Source organism: Streptosporangiales bacterium (genome assembly GCA_009379825.1).
In the GTDB taxonomy this organism is placed as follows: domain Bacteria; phylum Actinomycetota; class Actinomycetes; order Streptosporangiales; family WHST01; genus WHST01.
In genome coordinates this window covers 13,634-32,317 of the sequence record WHTA01000010.1, presented here as the reverse complement: position 1 = coordinate 32,317, position 18,684 = coordinate 13,634, and the positions used below count along the sequence as shown (strand labels likewise).

The following is an 18,684-nucleotide window of genomic DNA, read 5'->3' as shown; positions in this document are numbered from 1 at the left end:
TGATTACCCATCGCGGAAGCCGGCCGGGAAGAGGAGGTCCACATGCCCGAGGGCACGTTGCCCGCGGGCACCGTCGAGTACCTCGACACCGGCGGCGACGGCCCGGTGCTGCTCTTCCTGCACGGGGTGCTCACCGACGCGACGCTCTGGCGGCCGGTCGTGGACGAGCTCGCCGGCACGTACCGGTGCGTCGTCCCGACGCTGCCGCTCGGCTCGCACCGCCGGCCGCTGCACGAGGACGCCGACTGCACCCCGCTCGGCCTCGCCGACCTGCTGGCCGAGCTCGTCGAGCGGCTGGCGCTGTCGGCGGTGACGGTAGTGGCCAACGACACCGGCGGCGCGCTCGCCCAGCTGTGGGTGGCGAAGCGGCCGGACGTCGTGCGGCGGCTGGTGCTCACCTCGTGCGACGCGTTCGAGAACTTCCCGCCCGGGCTGCCAGGTCGGGCCTGCGTGGCGGCCGCCTACCTGCCCGGCGGGCTGTGGCTCGCCGGGCAGACGCTGCGCGCGGCGGCGCTGCGGCGGCTGCCGGTCACGTTCGGCTGGATGGCGAAGCGTCCGCTGTCGCCGGCCGCGGCCGATCGCTGGTTCGACCCCGTACGCCGCAGTCGCGGCGTGCGACGGGACGTCGGCCGCTTCCTGCGCGCGGTGAGCAGCCGGGACACCTCGTGGGCCGCGGCCCAGCTGCCGCACTACGACCGGCCGGCGTTGGTCGGGTGGGCAGGCGAGGACCGCGTGATGCCACCGGCGCACGGCCGCAGGCTGGCCGAGCTGCTGCCGGACGCACGCTACGTCGAGGTCGCAGACAGCTATACCTTGCTGCCCTGGGACCAGCCGAGCCGGCTTGCCGCCGCGATCGCCGAGTTCCTCGCGGACACCGACGCGGCGGTCAGCTCTCCTCGGTGAGTGCGCTGAGGCCGGTGGCGGCCGCCTTGTTGATGTGCTCGGTGCACACCTGTGCGGCGCGTTCCGGGTCACGTGCCTCGATCGCCTCGACCAGGCGCCGCAGCTCCTTGATCGACTGCGCGGGCCGGCCAGGCTGCGACAGCGAGGTGGCGCGCAGCGCGCGTACGCGGGCCTGCAGGCCCTCCAGGATCTCCTGGATCGGGTTGCTCCCCGCGCCCGCCATCAGCACGGCGTAGATGTCGTCCTTCGCGCGAAGCAGTGCGCGGATGTTCTCGGTGTCCGCGAACGCGACGACGGCGTCCTCGAACGCCGCGCGCAGCTGGCCGAAGTGCTCGTCCGTGGCGCGTGCGATGAACCGGCGTACGGTCATCGCCTCTAGCATCGCCCGCACCTCGTAGAGGTCCGCGGCGTCCTCAGGCGACGGGGTGGCGACCACCGCACCCTTCTGCGGGATCACCGTGACCAGGCCCTCGACGTTGAGCTGGCGCAGGGCCTCCCTGACCGTCGTACGCGAGACGCCGAGCTGCTCGATCAGCTCCCGCTCGACCAGTCGCTGGCCGGGCTTGAGGTCGAAGTCGAGGATCGCCTGCCGGAGCACCGCGGTGACCTGCTCGCGCAGTGGCGCGGCGACCCGGCCGAGGCTCGGTGCACCCCAGGAGGCGACGGATGGCTCTTGACTCACGGGGAGATCCTATGCGAGGACTCCGCGTCGCCCTCGTCGGCGAGGTCGCGCAGGCCCTCCAGCCAGCGGGCGATCTCCGTGTGGTCGGCGTCGGTGGGCAGCTCGCCGGCGGCGCGCTGCCACAGTGCGGCGGTGCTCTCGCACAGCTGCGCGGGCATGCCGAGCGAGTGGCACAGGCCGAGGCCGATCTGGACGTCCTTCAGCATCAGTCGCATGGCGAAGCCGGACGCGAAGTTGCCCGGCAGGATGAACGACGGCCACTTGTACTCGGTGGAGCCGCTGCGCCCGGTGGACCCGTTGACGACGCCGAGCGCCGCCTCCAGGTCGATGCCGAACTCCCGCGCGGTGAGCAATGCCTCCGAGCTGGCCAGCAGGTGGGTCGCCGACATCAGGTTGTTCAGCGCCTTGATCGCGTGCCCGGCGCCGCTGCGCCCGACGTGTACGACGTTGCTGCCGAACACGCCGAACATCGGCTCGCACCGCCGTACGTCGGCAGCGTCGCCGCCGACCATCACCGACAGCGTGCCGGCACGCGCACCGGTGACGCCGCCCGAGACGGGTGCGTCCACGAAGCGCACGCCGTGTTCTCCCGCGCGCCGCGCGAGCTCGACGGTACGCGCGGGCTCAGAGGAGCTCATGTCGACGACGATGGCGCCTGCGGCCATCCGGTCGAGCAGCCCGTCGTCGAGCAGTACGCGCTCGACGACGTCGGAGTCCGGCAGCATGAGGATGACGGCCGACGCGCCTTCGGCCACGTCGGCGGCTGTCGGCACGCACACCGCGCCGGCATGCTCGCCGAGCGCCGTCATGGCGGCGGTCGACGTGTCGTAGCCACGTACCGGGTAGCCGGCGTCGAGCAGGCGGGCCGCCATGACGGCGCCCATGTTGCCGAGGCCGACGAACCCGACGGTGCTCAGGTCGGACTCGTCACTCATCGGCCAGCTCGTTCAGTACGCGCTCCGCGACCCGGAACGCGTCCAGGCCGGCCGGCATGCCGCAGTAGACCGTCGCCTGCAACAGGCATTCGCGGATCTCCTCCGCCGTGCAGCCGTTGGCGACCGCGCCGCGTACGTGCACGCCGAGCTCGTGCATCCGGTTCAGCGCGGTGAGCATCACCAGGTTGAGCATGCTCCTGGTCTTGCGTTCCAGGCCTGGCCGGGTCCAGATCTCGCCCCAGCAGTACTCGGTGGCGAGCTGCTGCACCGGCTGCGCGAAGTCGCTCGCCTGCGCGAGGGACCGCTCGACGTGCTCGGCGCCGAGCACTTCCTTACGGGTGGCGAGACCGCGCTCGAAGCGGTCGGAACCGTTGTGCTGACTCATCGATCGCCCCGCTCCGCGCCGTACTCGCTGTCGCTGACCGCGTCCGCCCACGCGGTGGTACCCAACGAGACCGCCGTGTGCAACAGGTAGCTGTCCTCGTTCGCGCCGTGCCAGTGGCGCTCACCGGCGGGGATCCAGATGGTGTCGCCGACGCCGATCTGCTCGGGTGTGCCGCCAGCCGAGCAGATGAGTCCACTGCCGGCGACGACGTGCAGCACCTGCCCGCGCTCGTGGGTGTGCCAGTGGGTGCGGGCACCGGGGGAGAAGAACACGTTGTTGATCGTCGTGTCGTCGGTCGTCGGCATGACCGGGTCGGCCCACACCGTTCCTGTGAAGGTGTCGGAGCGCTGCTCCGACGGCCGGCCGGCAGTGCTGTTGCGGACGATCTTCATGGGTTGTCAACTCCCCCTGCTCGGTCGTGGACACGTACACCGCCGGCCAGATCACCGAGCGCGTCGACGACGCGGTTGCTGATCAGGTCGGCGTAACCCTGGCTGTTGGCCAGGCCGAAACTCGCAATGGGTCCTGCGGAGTTCAGCGACGGGACCCCGAGGTCGCCAAGCAGCTCGACGTAGAGCTTGACGTCCTTCAGCATCAGCGCGCCGGTGAGCCCGCCCTCCAGGTAGTCACCGGTGATGATACGCGGGAACCTGTTGAGCGACGCGAAGTTGACGCCGCTGCTGGTGTTGATCACATCGAGCAGCGTCTTCAGGTCGAGCCCGGCCCTGCGCCCGGCCACCATCACCTCGGCCGTCGCCGCCAGGTTGACCGCGTTGAGGAAGTTGTTCAGCAGCTTGGCGGTGTGCCCGGCACCCGGCCCGCCCATCGGGTGCACGGCAGAGGCGAACGGCTCGAACAGCCAGGCCAGCTCGTCCAGCAGCTGCGTGGGTCCGCCGGCCATGATCGTCAATGTGCCCTTCTCCGCCGCGGACGCGCCGCCGGACACACCGGCGTCGACGTACGTGCCGCCCGCTGCGTCGAGCTCGGCGTGCAGGGCCACCGTCGAGCTGGGGTCGGCGGTGGTGAGGTCGACGACGACCTGGCCGCTGCGGCAGTGCGCAACGACGCCGTCGGCGCCGCGCATCACGGACTCAACCGCCGTGCTGTCCGGCAACGACATGAGTACGCAGTCGGCGTTCGCGGTGACCTCGGCCACCGACGCGGCAGCGGTCGCGCCTGCGGCCTCCGCCGCACCCGGCGCCGGGTCGTAGCCGAGTACCGGGCGTCCTGCGTCGACGATGCGGCGCGCGATCCGGCCGCCCATGTTGCCGAGCCCGATGAAGCCGATCGGTGTCTGTGTCATGTCCGCCTCGCTCCCTGGCCGCCGTCGATGGCGGCGGTGTCCCACGCTCCTGCGCCACCGGACGGGCGCACGGTGTTGACCGCGGCGGCGCCGCCGTCGACGGAGACCACCTCGCCGGTCATGTACGCCGAGTCGTCGCTGAGCAGGAACGCCGCCACGGCCGCGATCTCGTCGGCCGTGCCGGCCCGGCGCAGCGGTGTGGTGCTGGCGCGCCTGGCCATGTCGGAGCCACCGCCGGCCTGGTCGGTGCCGCCGGCCGCGAATAGCTCGGTCGGCACGATGCCGGGCGCGACCGCGTTCACCCGCACACCGAGCGGCCCGCCGTAGACCGCGGCGCCGTGCACGATGCCGAGCACGCCGTGCTTCGACGTCTGGTACGGCAGCAGGTCGGCGCTGCCGCGCAACGACGCGATCGACGCGGTGAGCGCGATCGCGCCGCCGCTGCGCTGTTCGCGGTACTGCCGGAAGGCGGCCCGCACGCCGAGGAACGGGCCGCGCAGGTTCACCGCCAGGACGCGGTCGAAGTCGGCGACGTCGATGTCCGGGAGCGCGTCGAAAGTGCCGAAGATGCCGGCGTTCAGGTGGTGCAGGTCGATGCGGCCGAACCGGTCCACCGCCGCACGGACGTACGCGTCGACCGCCGCCTCGTCCGCGATGTCGGCCTCGACCGCGAGTGCGGACGGCAGCTCTGCGGCCACCCGTTCCGCCCCGGCGCCGTGGGTGTCGACGACCACTACCGAGGCGCCTTCCGCGGCCAGCCGCCTGGCGCTCGCCTCACCCAGACCACGCGCCGCCCCGGTGACGACGGCGACCTTGCCCGCCAACGACGATCGCGTCACAGTCGGCCTCCCGGTTGTCGTTGTCGCGTGCGCCGGGTCAACCGATACGCAGCGCGAAGTCGAAGCTCGGGTCGACCAACCCGAACCTGTCGGCGTCCGCCGGGTCGTGCCCGGCGATCAGCACCCGGCCCCGGTCCTGGCTCATCTCCGCGAGCAGGTCGTAGGCGCGGTACATCTCTTCCAGGTCCGCGATGACGGAGAACGGGCGGCCGAGCTCGTACTCCTCGTAGAAGTGCACGGCGTCCGACGCGAGGATCGCGGTGCCGTCCGCCGTGGCGACGGTCACCACCAGCTGACCTGGGGTGTGGCCGCCGACGCGCACGGCCTCGATGCCCGGTGCCACGTCGTGGCGTTCGCCGGTCAGCGTCAGCCGGCCCTCGTCGCGGATCGCCGTGAGCTGGCGGAGCTCGGCCAGCTCGGTCGGCGCAGCGAACAGCAGCCGGTCGCCGTAAGGGCCGTGCCAGAACTCGTACTCGCGCCTGTCCACGACGACCTCGGCGGTGGGGAACAGGTCGAGGTTGCCGATGTGGTCGTAGTGCCCGTGCGTGGCCACCACCTGGTCGACCGTGTCGACGCCGAGCGCGGTGAGCGCGTAGCGTGGCTCGATCAGCGAGGTGCGGCCGCGGCGCACCCCGACGGCGGTGTCGAAACCGGTGTCGATGACCACGGTGCGGTCGGCGTTGCGCGCGATCCAGAAGTAGTACGCCATCGTGACGTCGGCGTCCGGCTCGCCGTACAGGTGGTAGTTGAGGTAGTTCTCGCTCTTGGCCGACGTGCGGGTGCCGTAGCGGACCGCGATGACCTCGTACGTGCCGCCCGCTGGCGGCTGCGCTGGCTCCGGCATGCGATCCACATCTACGACGGCGTCCCTCGTCCGATGAACGGATTGTATGACGGTCGTATAACTTCGGTCAATCGCCGCGGTCGCGGGTAGCCGCGAGGTGCTCGAGGGTGTCGGCCGCGCCGGCGGCGCCCGGTGCTCCTGCGATGGCTGCGGCGAGCTTCTCCGCCGCGGCCCGGTAGCTCGGGTCCGTACCTACCGTGTGTACGGCGGCGCCGATCTCGTCCGCGGTGGCGGTCTCGCCGTCGAGCGCGATGCCGGCGCCGAGCGCCGCCACCCGCGCGGCCAGCGCAGGCTGGTCCGCGGCCGGGTTCGGCAGGCACACCAGCGGCACGCCGTGCGCGAGCGCCGCCGTCACCGTGCCGTGTCCCGCGTGCGTCACCACGACGGCGGCCTCAGGCAGCACCTCGGTGTGCGGCAGGTAGGTGCGCAGCGCGGCGTTGGGCGGTACGTCGAGCCCTGCGGTGTCGGCCATCGCGGTGAGCGCGAGCACCCGGTAGCCGTCGCCGTCGGCGAGCGCGTGCAGCGTGCGCTCGATACGCGACCGCTGGTCCCACGCGTAGCCGGTGGAGAAGCTGGCCACGACGAGGGGCCGCCGGTCGCCGGGCTGCCACGGGAGCGCGTCGCCGGACGGCCGGGTCCGTTCTGACACCGGCCCGACGTAGCCGAACGACGCCGGCGCCTGCGCTGCCAGCGGGTCGAGGTCGCGGATGCTCGTCGCGAGCACGGGGAACGGCGTCCACGTCGCCCAACCGGTGTCCACGTCGGGCAGGCCTGCGGTCTGCCGCATCTGGTTGACCGCACCGAGCATCATTGATTCGCCCCATCCGTGCGGCGGCAGGATCGCACCCGGTGCGCTATGTACGAGCACGGCGGTCGGCGTGGTCGCGTTCTCCGCGGCGGCCAGCACGCCGAACATCGTGCAGTCGACGACCAGCGCGTCGTACGGCTGGTCGGCGGACAGGTCGGCAACGTCCGCGAGGTGCTCGGGGGACGCCCAGACGCCCTCCACGAGGGCGGCCATCACTCGTTCCGGTGGCTCGTCCACGCGGTACGCGGCGTTCGCGCGTTCCAGCACGGTGAACGCGAAACCGCGGCTCTCGAAGTGCTGCCGCTGGCCGGTGTAACCGGCGAAGCGCACTGGTGGCCACGGGCCGCCAACTCCTGTGCCACCCCGGTGGCCGGTACCTGGTTGCCCGCGCCGTACCAGGTGGTGAACGTGAAGCGCATGTCAACGACCGCCGAGCAGTGCAGTGATGGTCAGCCGCATCGTCGACTCGGCCTGACGCCGGGATCGGCCCATGTCGCGGCGCAGCAGCTTCCAGGTGTAGACGTCGCAGGCGCAGACGAGTGCGTCGACCAGCCGGGCGCGCTCACCTGACGGGACGTCAGCGAGCTGCGGCGCGAACTGGCGCTGCACCCGTTGGCGGTGCCTGCTGCGGCCGGTGCGGACGAGGTAGGCGACCGCCGGGTCGGACTCGTCGGCGAGGTTGCGCACGACCAGGTCGCCGAAGCGTTCGTAGTGGTCGAACCAGGCCGTGACGGACGCGTCGACATCGCCGGGCGGCGCCTGGTCGAGCCCCGCGCCGATCTGTGCGACGACGGCCGCCATCGCGCTGTCGATCAGCCGGGCCCGCCGGCCGAACACCCGCAGCACCGTCTGCACGCTGACGCCCGCGGCGGCGGCGACGTCCTCCAGGCGGATGTCGGACCTGAACGTGTCCTGCAGGGCACGCACCGCGGCGTCGAGGATGCGCTGCTTCGTCTCAGCCGCAGCCTCGGCGCGCGCGGTCATCGTGTACGGCCGCCCTGCTTTCATGAGAATTCATATTAACGTGAAATTCTCCGGCAGCCTAGCGGATTCACTTGAGCTGGCCACGCACCTCCCCGCCGGGGAACATCGGCGTGTGCACGTTGACGTAGTGCGCACGCGGGTCGTCCACGAGCGCGGCCAGCTCGGCCGGCGTCATCTCGCCGCCCTCGGCGGCGGTCAGGCACGCGCTGACGGTGCTGGTCGCGGCGGGCGGCGTGGTCAGGCCGATGACGATCGGCCCGGCGACGTTCCGCGGTCCGACGTGGATGTGCGCCGCCACCGGCGCGGCGGTCAGGTCCCTGACCTCGAGCGTGTAGCATAGCTCGTCGCCGTCGACGGTGTAGGAGAAGAACCCGCTGCCGTCGCTGACGGCGGGCGGCGTCTCCTGCTCCGGGTTGAGCGGTATGGCCGGCGCCCCGCCCGGGGCGGCACCGGCCACTCCGGGAGCGACGGCGAGGGCTGCCCCGAGTAGGGCGGCGGCGAGTATTCCGACGGTCCTGCGCATGGTTTACCTCCTGCGGCTACCCCCGGTACCCGGCACAACGGCTCCGGGGGCCGGACGGTTCATGTCGGCTGCTCTTCTTCGCGGCGACACGTGCGGTTCGCCGACTGGACGCGAGCAGGCAGCGTCCGCCCTTACGTTCTGCAACTGGCCGCCTACGCTTCGCTTTCGGTCGTCTTCCCGGTCACTTGGCCGGACTCCGCTGGAACCGACCCCAGATTCGCTTCTGGACGAGGTGCCAGCGATGACCGGATCTTCCGCGTTGACCAGCCGCCGGCGGTTCATCACGACGGCGGGGTCAGTGCTCGTAGGTGCGGCGACGGCGACCCTGGCGCCGTCCTGGGCACATGCCGCACAGAGCGTGGCGAACCCGCGGCTGCGCGGCGAGCCGTTCACGCTCGGCGTCGCGTCCGGGGACCCGGAGCCGCACAGCGTCGTGCTGTGGACCCGGCTGGCGCCGGAACCGCTGCACGGCGGCGGCATGCCGGACCGCCCGGTGCCGGTGCAGTGGCAGGTCGCCTGCGACGAGCGGTTCACCTGCCCGGTGGCCAGCGGCACCGAGTTCGCGCGCCCCGAGTACGCGCACAGCGTGCACGTCGAGGCCGGCGGCCTCGACCCGGACCGCGAGTACTTCTACCGGTTCCGCGCCGGCGACCGGGTGAGCCCGGTCGGTCGTACGAGGACGGCGCCGCCGCACGACGCGGCGACGCCGGTGCGGTTCGCGGTGGCGTCCTGCCAGAACTGGCAGAACGGCTACTTCACCCCGCTCGCGCACCTGGCCGACCAGGACGTCGCGGTGGTCTTCTTCCTCGGCGACTACATCTACGAGAGCAAGCCGCACAAGAAGGAGTACGTGCGGCAGCACGAGGGCGACGGCGAGCCGATGACGCTGGAGCAGTACCGGAACCGGTATGCGCAGTACCGCACCGACCCCAACCTGCAGGCCGCCCACGCGAACGCACCGTGGGTGGTCACGTTCGACGACCACGAGGTGGACAACAACTACGCCGCCGACGTGCCGCAGGACCCGGACGACCAGTCGCACAAGGAGTTCAGGAAGCGGCGGAAGGCCGCGATGCGCGCGTACTTCGAGCACATGCCGCTGCGCTACCGCGCGCACCCGCACGGCGCCGCCATGCGCCTGTACCGCGGGCTGCGGTTCGGCCGGCACGTCCGGGTCAGCGTGCTCGACACCCGCCAGTACCGCAGCGACCAGCCGCGGACGTTGCAGGAGGCGAAGAACCCGGCGTTGAGCATCACGGGGAAGGAGCAGGAGAGGTGGTTGCTCGACCGGCTCACCGACACGTCCGCGACGTGGAACCTGGTGGCCAACCAGGCGATGATCGCGCAGAACGACCGGCTGCCTGGCCGCGACCTGCTGTACGACCTCGACAACTGGGACGGGTACCGGGTGCAGCGGCGGCGGCTGCTGTCCACACTGCACGAGGCGGACGCGCAGAACGTCGTCTTCATGACCGGTGACCGGCACTCCACCTGGGTGTGCGACCTGCGGCCGGACTTCGAGGACGAGAAGTCGCCGGTCGTCGGTGCGGAGCTGACCGGCACGTCCATCTCGTCCGGCGGCAACCCGGACCTGGCCGCGTTCCACAGCATCTTCGACCCGATCAAGGCGAAGAGCCCGCACTGGAAGTTCATCGACCACCAGCGCGGCTTCCTGCTGTGCCACGCCGACAAGGACCAGCTGACCACGGAGCTGCGTGTCGTCTCGAGCGTCACCCAGCCGAAGGCGGACGGAGGGACGTACGCGACGTTCGTCGTGGAGTCCGGCCGCCCGGGCGTCGAGGTACGCGACGTCGCACCGCGGCCGCTGCTGCGCCTACGCGGCGACCCGGAGATGGGACCGGGCGGCCCGCTGCCGCTGAGCACCGGCTGGACCGACCCGCGGAAGTGGCACTGAGCGCGTCGTCAGCCGGCGTGCTGCCGTGCCGCGCGCAGCCGTACGTACCGTCGACCAGATCACGTGCTGCACAAGCAGCGTGACCGAACCCGCCGCGACGATGCCGGCAAGGTTGATGCTGAGCTGCAGCGCGTCCGCTCCGCCGGACACATCACCCGCACACTCAACACGAGCGCGATGATGACAGACCCCGCCGCCGAAGCGGTCGGCAGCTGAGGGACTAGGCAGTCGTGGTCACCACGACCTGCCGTCGAACCGGCCGCGGTGTGGTGAACCACGTTCACCAGGTCGTTCCTGCTGCCGGTTCTGTGGTCGCTGGGCCGATGCCCGCGCGCTGGTGCCGTGCGTGACGTTGCCGGTGTGGGTGCGTCCCTGGATCTTGTTGAGCGCGTCGAGGCTGCCGACGCGGTAGATGACGTTCCCGGTGTGCGTCCGCATGTCGAGGCCGTTGGCGGGATCTGCGTGCTCGACGTGGATGTTGCCGGTGTGGGTGCGGAGGTTGGCGTTGCCCGTCACGCTGCCGACCGAGATGCTGCCGGTGTGCGACTGGACTCTTCCGGCGCCGAACTCGCCCTGTACCTGGATGTCGCCGGTATGGTTGTGGACGTCGATGCCACGGAACTGCCATCGAGGCGCACCGCTGGGTTCTTGAGGTCGACCTCGACCGAGGAGCCCGGCGGGATGCGGGCCTCGAGGGACATCGGCTCGCGCCCCGCGGCTCCGCCAGGTTGCTGGGACGTAGTCGGTGACGTCGACCCCGTTGACGATGGTGCGGCCGCTGACGCCGCCGATATGCATGTCGCCGTCGATGGATATCGAGTTGTTGCGACCGATCGAGATCGCACCGCCGGAGATGTTCCCGATGACGGTCCCGCCGGTGATGTTGATCCCGCCACCGGAGCTGCCCGGGAGGGAGACGCCGAGACGGCCGGCACGAGTGTCGAGCGAGACCTGGTCGAGGTCCTCCTGTGACCCGCGGACCGTCAGCTGTGGCGACGAGATCCCCGGATCCGTTACCACCGATACGGGTGCGTCACCGCCCGCTTGCTGCAGCGCGCCCACCCGCAGTGTCAGCGGCCCCTGGAGCTCGGGGAACTTCGTGTCAACTCGGGCATACCGTGCTTGCACCTTTCGGACGGGACGGCGTGGCCGTCGTCGGCTGCACAACCGGCCGACGCGGCAGGTCCGGGAAATGGTTCCACATCGGCGGGGCGGATTGTTGCTCTCACATCGGCAGCGGTGGCCGATGTAGTGGTGCTGCGTCGGCTCAGCGGTAGTTCACGAACTGTACGGCGAAGTCGAAGTTCTTCTCCTTGATGAGGGAGATGACGGTCTGCAGGTCGTCCTTCTTCTTCGCCGAGACGCGGAGCTCGTCGCCCTGGATCTGGGCTTTCACGCCCTTCGGGGCCTCGTCGCGGATCAGCTTGGTGAGCTTCTTCGCGTTCTCCTGCGAGATGCCCTCGGTGAGGTCGCAGCCGAGCCGGTACTCCTTGCCGGACAGCTGCGGGTCGCCGGCGTCCAGGGTCTTCAACGAGACGCCGCGCTTGACCAGCTTGGTCTGGAACACGTCGAGCACCGCCTTCGCGCGGTCCTCGCTGTTCGCCCGGATCTCGATGTGCTTCTCACCCGACCACGCGAGGGACGCGTTCGTACCTTTGAAGTCGTAGCGCTGCGAGATCTCCTTGGCCGCTTGGTTCAAGGCGTTGTCGACCTCTTGACGATCGACCTTGTTGACGATGTCGAACGACGAGTCGGCCACCGGACCCCCCTTGCATTCTCGAACTGCCTGTCAGGCTATCGACCCGGCCGGCAGTCACACCGCGCCGCATAGCGTTGACAGTTCCTAACGGAGGGACCAGGGTAGCTGCAGCTTTCCTACCGAGGGGTGAGGAGTCGGGGTATGCGCCGTCGGTACCGCGTCATGCTGGCCGCAGTCGTCGTCGCCACACCGGTCGCGGTGGTCGCCCCGCAGGCCGCTGCCGGCCCCGCCCCGATGCCGTCGCTGCAGCAGGAGTTCAACGCCGCGGCGGCGGAGTTCGACGTGCCTGTCGAGGTGCTGCTCGGCGTCTCGTACCTGCAGTCGCGCTGGGAGGACCATGCGGGCCGGCCGAGCAGAGCCGGCGGCTACGGGCCGATGCACCTCACCGACGCGGACGCACCCACAGGTGTCGGCGACCGCGAGCACACGGCGCGGGTCACGCCGTCCGACACGGCGCTGCACACGCTCGACCGTGCCGCGCGCCTTACCGGCACGCGCGCCGCGGAGCTGCGCGACGACCCGGCGGCGAACGTCCGCGGCGGAGCCGCTCTGCTGGCCGACTACCAACGCAAGCTTGACCTGTCGACTGGGCGCGGCACGCCCGCCGGCGACTGGTACGCGGCGGTGGCGAAGTACAGCGGTGCGTCCACCAGGCCGGTCGCAGAGTCGTTCGCCAACCAGGTCTTCGCGCGGATGCGCGACGGCGCCGCGCGTACGACGGCGGACGGTGAACGGGTGCGGCTCGCGCCGCATCCCGACGTGCAGCCGGCGCGCGCACAGCTCGGCCGGCTCCGGCTCGCCGACAGCAAGAGCGAGGGCAAGGTGCAGTGCCCCGAGCGACTCGGCTGCCAGTGGATCCCCGCGCCGTACGAGAAGTACGGCGACGGGCCTGGCGACTACGGCAACCACGACCTCGCGAACCGCCCGGACGACATGAAGATCGACCAGATCGTCGTGCACGACACCGAGGAGACCTGGGCCAACACGCTCGAGCTCGTGCAGGATCCGGAGTACGTGAGCTGGCAGTACACGATCAGGTCGAACGACGGTCAGGTCGCGCAGCACGTCAAGCACAAGAACGTCGCGTGGCAGGCCGGCAACTGGTACACGAACATGCACTCGATCGGCATCGAGCACGAGGGTTACGAGGCCGACGGCAGCTGGTACACCGAGGCGATGTACCAGAACTCCGCCGCCCTCGTGCGCTACCTGGCGGAGAAGTACGACGTCCCGCTCGACCGTTCGCACATCATCGGGCACGACCAGGTGCCGGCGACCGAGCCGAGCCGGGTGCCCGCCATGCACCACGACCCCGGGCCGTTCTGGGACTGGGAGCACTACTTCGACCTGCTGGACTCGCCGATCGCCCCTGGCAACAACCCGCGCGGCGGCGTCGTCACGATCCTGCCTGGCTTCGCGGGCAACGACCAGCTGGTCGCCGGTTGCGGCGACGACCCGGACGCGGCGTGCGACGAACCCGGCACCAACTTCGTCTACCTGCGCACCGAGCCGAACGACGACGCGCCGCTCGTCAACGACGTCGGCCTGCAGCCGGACGGCAGCCCGAGCACCACGAACGTGTCCGACATCGGCGCCAGGGCCGCGGCGGGCGCGCAGTACCCGTACGCGGGCCGCGACGGCGACTGGACGGCGGTCTGGTACCTCGGCCAGCAGGCGTGGTTCCACGACCCGGCCGACAATCCGACCAGTGGCGCAGCCGAAGGCCGGCAGCGACTCGATCCCGTTCTACGGCACCGCGTACCCGGAGGAGAGCGCGTACCCGGACGACGTGCCGTACCAAGAGCTGAAGCCACTGCAGTACTCGCTCGAGTCCGGCCGGTCCGTGGTGGTCGCGGACCCGAAGGTCCAGACCGACTACTACTACGCGAAGGAGTACCAGGTGCCCGGCCGGCAGATCGTCGGCAAGGACAGGTACTACCTGGTGTGGATGGGCCACCGGATGGGCTACGTGCGGGCGGCGGACGTGGACGTCGTGCCGGCCGTCGCGTAGCTCTCGGACTTGAGTCTCCACCCTCTGGAGGCCATAGCTTCCTGCCTCGGCAAGCGAGAACCGAGGAGGGGGCACGATGGCAGTGAAGAAGGTCGGCCACCGGCTGACCGTGGAGTTGGCCGCGGGTGACGCGGCGGTCGTCGACCTGGGCAAGATGCTCGGGCCGACGGGCGTGAACATGATGGCCGTCAAGCGCGCCTACGACGAGGCGACCGCCGGCCAGCGCGGCGACATCGTGCCAGTCGTCATCACCATCTACGACGACAAGTCGTTCGAGCTGCGTTACAAGACGCCGCCCACCGCGTCGCTGATCAAGCAGGCGCTCGCGACGAACGGCTCGTCCGGTGACCGGGTGCTGTCGCGGGCCCAGCTCGAGACGATCGCGGCGCGGAAGCTGCCGGACCTGAACACCGCCGACCTGGCGAAGGCCGCACGCACCGTCGCGGGCACGGCGCGCTCGATGGGGGTCCGCGTCGAGGAGGGCTGACCGTGGCGACCCGTGGGGCGGCGGTACGGCCGCCGTTCGCAGCACTCGACCCTGGGCTCAGGCTGGCCGAGCACTTCCTCGCGGGTGGGCAGCCGGGCCTGTGTCGAGTGCTGTGGGCGCTGCCGGACGAGTCGGCCGCAGCGGATCGGCTGAACGAGCTGATGGTCGAGCTGGGAGCGCAGCCGTGCCTCGACGGCTGCCCAGGTTCCTGGCGGCTGGTGTACGTGGGCCGCGGCCGCCTGGTCACCCCCGTGACGGCGGCCGTGTGCGCCGTCGCCGAGCTGGTCGCGCTGTCGGGCTGGGGCAGGTTCAAGCGGTGCGCCAGGTGCGGCCGGCCGGTCGTCGACCGCACCAACGGCTGCTCACGTCGCTGGTGCGACGAACACCGCAGGCGCGGCGTAGGGTGCTCAGCGTGACTAGTTGTGACGAGCTCACCGACGCCCTCACCACCGTCGAGGTCGAGCAGGCCCACGATCGCATCCGCCAGCACGTCCGCCGCACACCCGTGGTGGCCGTCGAGCGGGACGACGGCACACCGGTGTCGCTGAAGCTGGAGTACCTCCAGCACACCGGCACCTTCAAGGCGCGCGGCGCGACGAACCGGCTGCTTGCCGCCGCCGAGTCCGGCGAGCTGACCGACGCCGGTGTGGTGGCCGCTTCCGGCGGCAACGCGGGCCTCGCGGTGGCGTACGGCGCCGGCCGGATCGGTGCGTCCGCCGAGATCTACGTGCCCGAGGTGATCAGCAAGGTCAAGGCGGACCGGCTGCGCGGCTACGGCGCCGAGGTGGTGGTCGGCGGCGCCAGCTACGCCGACGCGCTCGCCGCGGCGAAGGCCAGGATCGCGGCGACCGGGGCAGTGGAGGTGCACGCCTACGACCAGCGTGAGGTGTGCGCGGGACAGGGCACGCTGGCGCTCGAGCTGCTCGAGCAGGCGGAGTTCGACACCGTGCTCGTCGCGGCCGGCGGTGGCGGCTTGATCGCGGGCATCACCGCCGGGCTCGCCGGCAGGGCGGACGTGGTCGCCGTCGAACCCGCCAACCTGCCGACGCTGCACGCGGCGTTCGCCGCGGGCGGGCCCGTCGACATCGAGGTGGACACCACGGCCGTGGCCGCAGACTCGCTCGGCGCCAGGCGCGCGGGCACCATCGCGTACGCCACGACGAGCGCGACGAACGTGGCGAGCGTGCTCGTCACCGACGACGCCATCGTAGAGGCGAGGCGGCACCTCTGGGCGAGCTGCCGGATCGTCGTCGAGCACAGTGGCGCCGCCGCGCTTGCCGCGCTGCGCTCCGGCGCGTACCGCCCCGCCGCCGGCGAGCGCGTCGCCGTGGTGTGCTGCGGCGCCAACACCGACCCGTCGGACCTGTGAGCGAGCCGACGCCCGCCCGAACTCGAGTGGGCGACTACTCGTGTCCGCCGCGAGAGCGGCCCGGATGGTAGAAGCATGTCTGGGCCAACCGACGGTGCGCGGGCGGCAGCGATGCAGCGGTTGCCGGTTGCCCATGCTCTCGCCCTGCAACTGCTGGACGATGAAGCGACGAACGAGCAGATTGCAGAACGTCTAGGGATCGAGCCGGAGGCGGTACGGCCGCTACTAGCAGTTGCCGAAGCCAAGTTGGCCGCGCTTCTTGAGGAGCAGTCGCCGTGAACCACCGAAATGTTCATGAACCGGCTCGTACGATCCGGCCATGGGGTGCGAGTGGCCGCTTGTCGGGCGGGCCGAGGAACTGGGTTTTCTGCACGACGCATTACGCCCGCGCGACGGACCACGAGGCGCTGTGCTTGCGGGAGCAGCGGGCGTAGGCAAGACCCGGCTGGCACGCGAAACGCTCGCCTCGACCGGACGGCGCGGTGACGTCACCCGGTGGGTGGCCGCGACCCTCTCCGCGCGTCAGGTGCCGATGGGTGCGTTCGGTGCCTGGGTGGGAGCCGCCGGCGGTGGCCCGGCCCGCGCACTGCAGGCGGCCAGGGACAGGTTGCTCGCCGTACCGGACACCGCCGGTGTGGTCGTGGGCGTCGACGACGCGCACCTGCTCGACGAGCTCTCGGCCCTGCTGGTCCACCAGCTGGTGGTGAGCCGGGCGGCCGCGGTCGTCGTCACGGTGCGGACCGGTGGGACATCGCCTGATGCGGTGACGGCGTTGTGGAAGGACGGGCACCTCGACCGGCTGGAGCTGCAGCCGTTGTCCGAGGACGAGAGCACGAGGTTGCTCGAGGCAGTGCTCGGTGGCCCGGTGGAGAGCATCAGCGCGGCGCGGATGTGGGCGCTGACCCAGGGCAACGTGCTGTACCTCCATCAGCTCGTCGACGGTGAGCGGGCGGCCGGCCGGTTGAGCTCGGTCCACGGCGTCTGGCGGTGGACGGGGAAACCGGCCATCACGCCCGGGTTGGCCGAGCTGATAGAGGCACGGATGGGCGCTCTGTCGGAGCCGGTACGCGAAGCGGTCGACGTGCTGGCCGTAGGGGAGCCGCTGGGCGTACCTCTCCTGCTGCAGCTGGTCGACCCCGCGGTGGTGGAAGCGGCGGAGGCGGCGGGTGTGCTGACCGTCGAGCGCGACGGCCAGCGGTTACGGGCCAGGTTGACCCACCCGCTCTTCGGCGAAGTGCGGCGCGCGGCGATCGGTCGGCTGCGCGCCCGCCGACTCGCTGGCCGGATCGCCACCGCCATGGCGACGTTCGCCGACCGGCGCGCCAGTGACAGGTTGCGTCGCGCCGTGTTCGCCCTCGACTCCGACCTGCGGCCGGATCCCGAGCTCTTGGCCTCCGCGGCGCAGTCGGCGATCCGCTTCGTCGACCTCGCACTTGCGGAACGACTCGCCCGTGCGGCGATCGCCGCCGGCGGCGGATTCGAACCAAGGCTCACCTTGGCGTACGCGCTCACCTGGCTCGACCGCGGCGCCAAGGTCGACAGTGAGCTCGCCGAGCTCGGCGAGGTCGCTCGTACAGACGTCCAGCGCCGGCAGGTGGCAGTCGTGCGGTCGGGGAACCTGTTCTGGACGTTGCGCAAACCGGCCGAGGCCGTCGCCGTCATAGACGCGGCCGACGCGGCGATCAGCGACGCCGCGCAACGGCAGGCACTGACGGCGATGCGTGCCGCGTTCCACGGCTTCGCCGGTCGGCCGGACGAGGCCGTGCGGTGCGCGCGTGCCGCCCTCGCCGCTGCCGACCTGCCGGACGAGCAGGTGGTGCTCGCGACGTGGGGGTTGGTCCTCGGTCTCGGGCTCACCGGTCGCTGCGACGAGGTGGAGGCGGCGGCGGCGCGGGGCTACGCGGCCGGCACCCGGCCGTTCGACGGTGCCGTGCTCCGGTTCGGGCTGAGCGACCTGCACATGATCGTGCTGCGGCTGGCCGGCCGGCTGGACGAGCTCGACCGGATCGCGCACGACCGCCGGGCGGAGAGTGCGAGCGTGTTCGGCCCCCTGCACCTGATGGGCGTGACCCTGCTCGGGCATGCTGCCCTCGCGCGCGGGCGGTTGCGGACGGCGGTCAGGTGGTTGCGGGAGGCGCGGGCCGGCCTGGCCGATGCCGACGTGCCCGGCTGGGAGTTCCGTTGCCTGCTCAGCCTGACCGAGGCGTTCGCGATGTCGGGCGACCGGGCCGCGGCCGAGGGGACGCTGGCGGAGTTGCAAGCGGGCCGGCATCCCGCGTTCGGTTTCCTGGCTCCCGAGCTGTCGCTGGCCCACGCCTGGGTGGCCGCCGCGGGAGGTGCCGTCACGCAGGCGATCGAGCTGGCCACCACCGCAGCCGGTGAGGCGGCACGGGCCGGGCAGCTCGCACACGAAGTGCTGGCGCTGCACACGGCCGTCTGCTTCGGCGATCCGACCCCGGCGGCACGGCTGGCCGAGTTGACGAGGTCGGTCGACGGCCCGCGGGCGCAGGTCGCCGCCGCACACGCCGCCGCGCTCGGCGCGGACGACGGTGTGGCTCTCGACGAGGCGTCGGTGCGGTGGGAACGGATGGGCGACCTGGTGCCGGCTGCCGACGCCGCCGCGCAGGCCGCGACCGGGTATGGCCGTCGCGGAGCAGGTGCCGCGGCGCAGTCGGCGGCGGCGCGGGCGTACCGCCTGGCGCAGAGCTGCGAGGGCGCCAGGACGCCGGCGCTGGTCGCGGTCGCACGCCCGCTCCCCCTGACGGGGCGGGAGCGGGAGATCGTCACGCTGGCCGCGCGGGGGCTGACGAACAAGGAGATCGCGGACCGGTTGGTCGTGTCGGTGCGTACGGTCGAAGGCCATCTCTACCGGGCGTCGGCGAAGCTCGGCGTCACCAGGCGGGCCGATCTCGCTGCCATGGTGCTCGACTGCTGACC

19 protein-coding genes and 1 pseudogene are annotated in these 18,684 nt (G+C 71.4%); 8 read left to right on the top strand and 12 right to left on the bottom strand.

All coding sequences use genetic code 11. The annotated features are described in order from the left end of the window. Nucleotides 1–42 precede the first annotated feature (42 nt). The gene (locus GEV07_07465; GenBank protein MQA02554.1) at nt 43–903 is read left to right on the top strand and encodes an alpha/beta fold hydrolase; all 861 of its coding nucleotides are present in this window, start codon (nt 43–45) and stop codon (nt 901–903) included. On the opposite strand, the gene GEV07_07460 is transcribed toward GEV07_07465, so the two are convergent. From GEV07_07460 to GEV07_07415, 10 genes are all read right to left on the bottom strand, one after another. After that, the gene (locus GEV07_07460) at nt 887–1,585 is read right to left on the bottom strand and encodes an FCD domain-containing protein (protein MQA02553.1); all 699 of its coding nucleotides are present in this window, start codon (nt 1,583–1,585) and stop codon (nt 887–889) included. The genes GEV07_07465 and GEV07_07460 overlap by 17 nt on opposite strands. Next, nucleotides 1,582–2,520, bottom strand: coding sequence for an NAD-binding protein (locus GEV07_07455; GenBank protein MQA02552.1), 939 nt, complete (start codon nt 2,518–2,520; stop codon nt 1,582–1,584). Before GEV07_07455 ends, GEV07_07460 begins: the two co-directional genes overlap by 4 nt. Further along, nucleotides 2,513–2,905 carry a 4-carboxymuconolactone decarboxylase gene (locus GEV07_07450; GenBank protein MQA02551.1) on the bottom strand — a complete coding sequence of 131 codons (393 nt, stop codon included), beginning with the start codon at nt 2,903–2,905 and terminating at the stop codon, nt 2,513–2,515. Before GEV07_07450 ends, GEV07_07455 begins: the two co-directional genes overlap by 8 nt. Further along, nucleotides 2,902–3,297, bottom strand: coding sequence for a cupin domain-containing protein (locus GEV07_07445; protein MQA02550.1), 396 nt, complete (start codon nt 3,295–3,297; stop codon nt 2,902–2,904). Before GEV07_07445 ends, GEV07_07450 begins: the two co-directional genes overlap by 4 nt. Continuing rightward, nucleotides 3,294–4,208 (bottom strand): NAD-binding protein, encoded by a 915-nt coding sequence (locus tag GEV07_07440; protein ID MQA02549.1) that lies wholly within the window; start codon nt 4,206–4,208, stop codon nt 3,294–3,296. The genes GEV07_07445 and GEV07_07440 overlap by 4 nt, the downstream gene beginning before the upstream one ends. Beyond that, entirely contained in the window at nt 4,205–5,047 is an 843-nt protein-coding gene (locus GEV07_07435) for an SDR family oxidoreductase (protein MQA02548.1), read from the bottom strand. The genes GEV07_07440 and GEV07_07435 overlap by 4 nt, the downstream gene beginning before the upstream one ends. A 37-nt stretch (nt 5,048–5,084) precedes the next feature. Then, nucleotides 5,085–5,891, bottom strand: coding sequence for an MBL fold metallo-hydrolase (locus GEV07_07430; protein ID MQA02547.1), 807 nt, complete (start codon nt 5,889–5,891; stop codon nt 5,085–5,087). Between the two features lie 67 nt (nt 5,892–5,958). Beyond that, nucleotides 5,959–7,029 (bottom strand): hypothetical protein, encoded by a 1,071-nt coding sequence (locus GEV07_07425; protein MQA02546.1) that lies wholly within the window; start codon nt 7,027–7,029, stop codon nt 5,959–5,961. 90 nt (nt 7,030–7,119) lie between these two features. Then, nucleotides 7,120–7,707, bottom strand: a complete 588-nt coding sequence (locus GEV07_07420) for a LacI family DNA-binding transcriptional regulator (protein ID MQA02545.1) — start codon at nt 7,705–7,707, stop codon at nt 7,120–7,122. A gap of 43 nt (nt 7,708–7,750) precedes the next feature. Continuing rightward, nucleotides 7,751–8,206 carry a CHRD domain-containing protein gene (locus GEV07_07415; protein MQA02544.1) on the bottom strand — a complete coding sequence of 152 codons (456 nt, stop codon included), beginning with the start codon at nt 8,204–8,206 and terminating at the stop codon, nt 7,751–7,753. A 241-nt stretch (nt 8,207–8,447) separates the two neighbouring features. Between GEV07_07415 and GEV07_07410 the strand changes: the two genes are divergently transcribed. Next, nucleotides 8,448–10,121: an alkaline phosphatase gene (locus GEV07_07410; protein ID MQA02543.1), complete on the top strand. Its 1,674-nt coding sequence runs from the start codon at nt 8,448–8,450 to the stop codon at nt 10,119–10,121. A 234-nt stretch (nt 10,122–10,355) separates the two neighbouring features. On the opposite strand, the gene GEV07_07405 is transcribed toward GEV07_07410, so the two are convergent. Together GEV07_07405 and GEV07_07400 are read right to left on the bottom strand one after the other, a co-directional pair. Next, nucleotides 10,356–11,249, bottom strand: coding sequence for a hypothetical protein (locus GEV07_07405; GenBank protein ID MQA02542.1), 894 nt, complete (start codon nt 11,247–11,249; stop codon nt 10,356–10,358). A gap of 139 nt (nt 11,250–11,388) precedes the next feature. Then, nucleotides 11,389–11,880, bottom strand: coding sequence for a YajQ family cyclic di-GMP-binding protein (locus GEV07_07400; GenBank protein ID MQA02541.1), 492 nt, complete (start codon nt 11,878–11,880; stop codon nt 11,389–11,391). A gap of 141 nt (nt 11,881–12,021) precedes the next feature. Here GEV07_07400 and GEV07_07395 point away from each other — a divergent pair. The 6 genes and pseudogenes from GEV07_07395 (at nt 12,022) to GEV07_07370 (ending at nt 18,682) form a co-directional block, all read left to right on the top strand. Continuing rightward, nucleotides 12,022–13,891: pseudogene (locus tag GEV07_07395) on the top strand (N-acetylmuramoyl-L-alanine amidase). 76 nt (nt 13,892–13,967) lie between these two features. Next, entirely contained in the window at nt 13,968–14,378 is a 411-nt protein-coding gene (locus GEV07_07390) for a 50S ribosomal protein L11 (protein ID MQA02540.1), read from the top strand. 2 nt (nt 14,379–14,380) lie between these two features. Then, nucleotides 14,381–14,794: a hypothetical protein gene (locus GEV07_07385; protein ID MQA02539.1), complete on the top strand. Its 414-nt coding sequence runs from the start codon at nt 14,381–14,383 to the stop codon at nt 14,792–14,794. Next, entirely contained in the window at nt 14,791–15,747 is a 957-nt protein-coding gene (locus GEV07_07380; GenBank protein MQA02538.1) for a pyridoxal-phosphate dependent enzyme, read from the top strand. Before GEV07_07385 ends, GEV07_07380 begins: the two co-directional genes overlap by 4 nt. A 75-nt stretch (nt 15,748–15,822) precedes the next feature. Next, on the top strand, nt 15,823–16,026 hold the full coding sequence (locus GEV07_07375) for a hypothetical protein (protein ID MQA02537.1): 204 nt from the start codon (nt 15,823–15,825) through the stop codon (nt 16,024–16,026). Between the two features lie 40 nt (nt 16,027–16,066). Further along, the gene (locus GEV07_07370) at nt 16,067–18,682 is read left to right on the top strand and encodes a helix-turn-helix transcriptional regulator (GenBank protein MQA02536.1); all 2,616 of its coding nucleotides are present in this window, start codon (nt 16,067–16,069) and stop codon (nt 18,680–18,682) included. Nucleotides 18,683–18,684 lie beyond the last annotated feature (2 nt).

Excerpts from the sequence above, each read along its gene's own strand:
- GEV07_07465 (MQA02554.1), top strand. The coding sequence starts at position 43 with ATGCCCGAGGGCACGTTGCCCGCGGGCACCGTCGAGTACCTCGACACC.
- GEV07_07455 (MQA02552.1), bottom strand. The coding sequence starts at position 2,520 with ATGAGTGACGAGTCCGACCTGAGCACCGTCGGGTTCGTCGGCCTCGGC.
- GEV07_07450 (MQA02551.1), bottom strand. The coding sequence starts at position 2,905 with ATGAGTCAGCACAACGGTTCCGACCGCTTCGAGCGCGGTCTCGCCACC.
- GEV07_07445 (MQA02550.1), bottom strand. The coding sequence starts at position 3,297 with ATGAAGATCGTCCGCAACAGCACTGCCGGCCGGCCGTCGGAGCAGCGC.
- GEV07_07440 (MQA02549.1), bottom strand. The coding sequence starts at position 4,208 with ATGACACAGACACCGATCGGCTTCATCGGGCTCGGCAACATGGGCGGC.
- GEV07_07430 (MQA02547.1), bottom strand. The coding sequence starts at position 5,891 with ATGCCGGAGCCAGCGCAGCCGCCAGCGGGCGGCACGTACGAGGTCATC.
- GEV07_07420 (MQA02545.1), bottom strand. The coding sequence starts at position 7,707 with ATGAAAGCAGGGCGGCCGTACACGATGACCGCGCGCGCCGAGGCTGCG.
- GEV07_07415 (MQA02544.1), bottom strand. The coding sequence starts at position 8,206 with ATGCGCAGGACCGTCGGAATACTCGCCGCCGCCCTACTCGGGGCAGCC.
- GEV07_07410 (MQA02543.1), top strand. The coding sequence starts at position 8,448 with ATGACCGGATCTTCCGCGTTGACCAGCCGCCGGCGGTTCATCACGACG.
- GEV07_07390 (MQA02540.1), top strand. The coding sequence starts at position 13,968 with ATGGCAGTGAAGAAGGTCGGCCACCGGCTGACCGTGGAGTTGGCCGCG.
- GEV07_07375 (MQA02537.1), top strand. The coding sequence starts at position 15,823 with ATGTCTGGGCCAACCGACGGTGCGCGGGCGGCAGCGATGCAGCGGTTG.
- GEV07_07370 (MQA02536.1), top strand. The coding sequence starts at position 16,067 with ATGGGGTGCGAGTGGCCGCTTGTCGGGCGGGCCGAGGAACTGGGTTTT.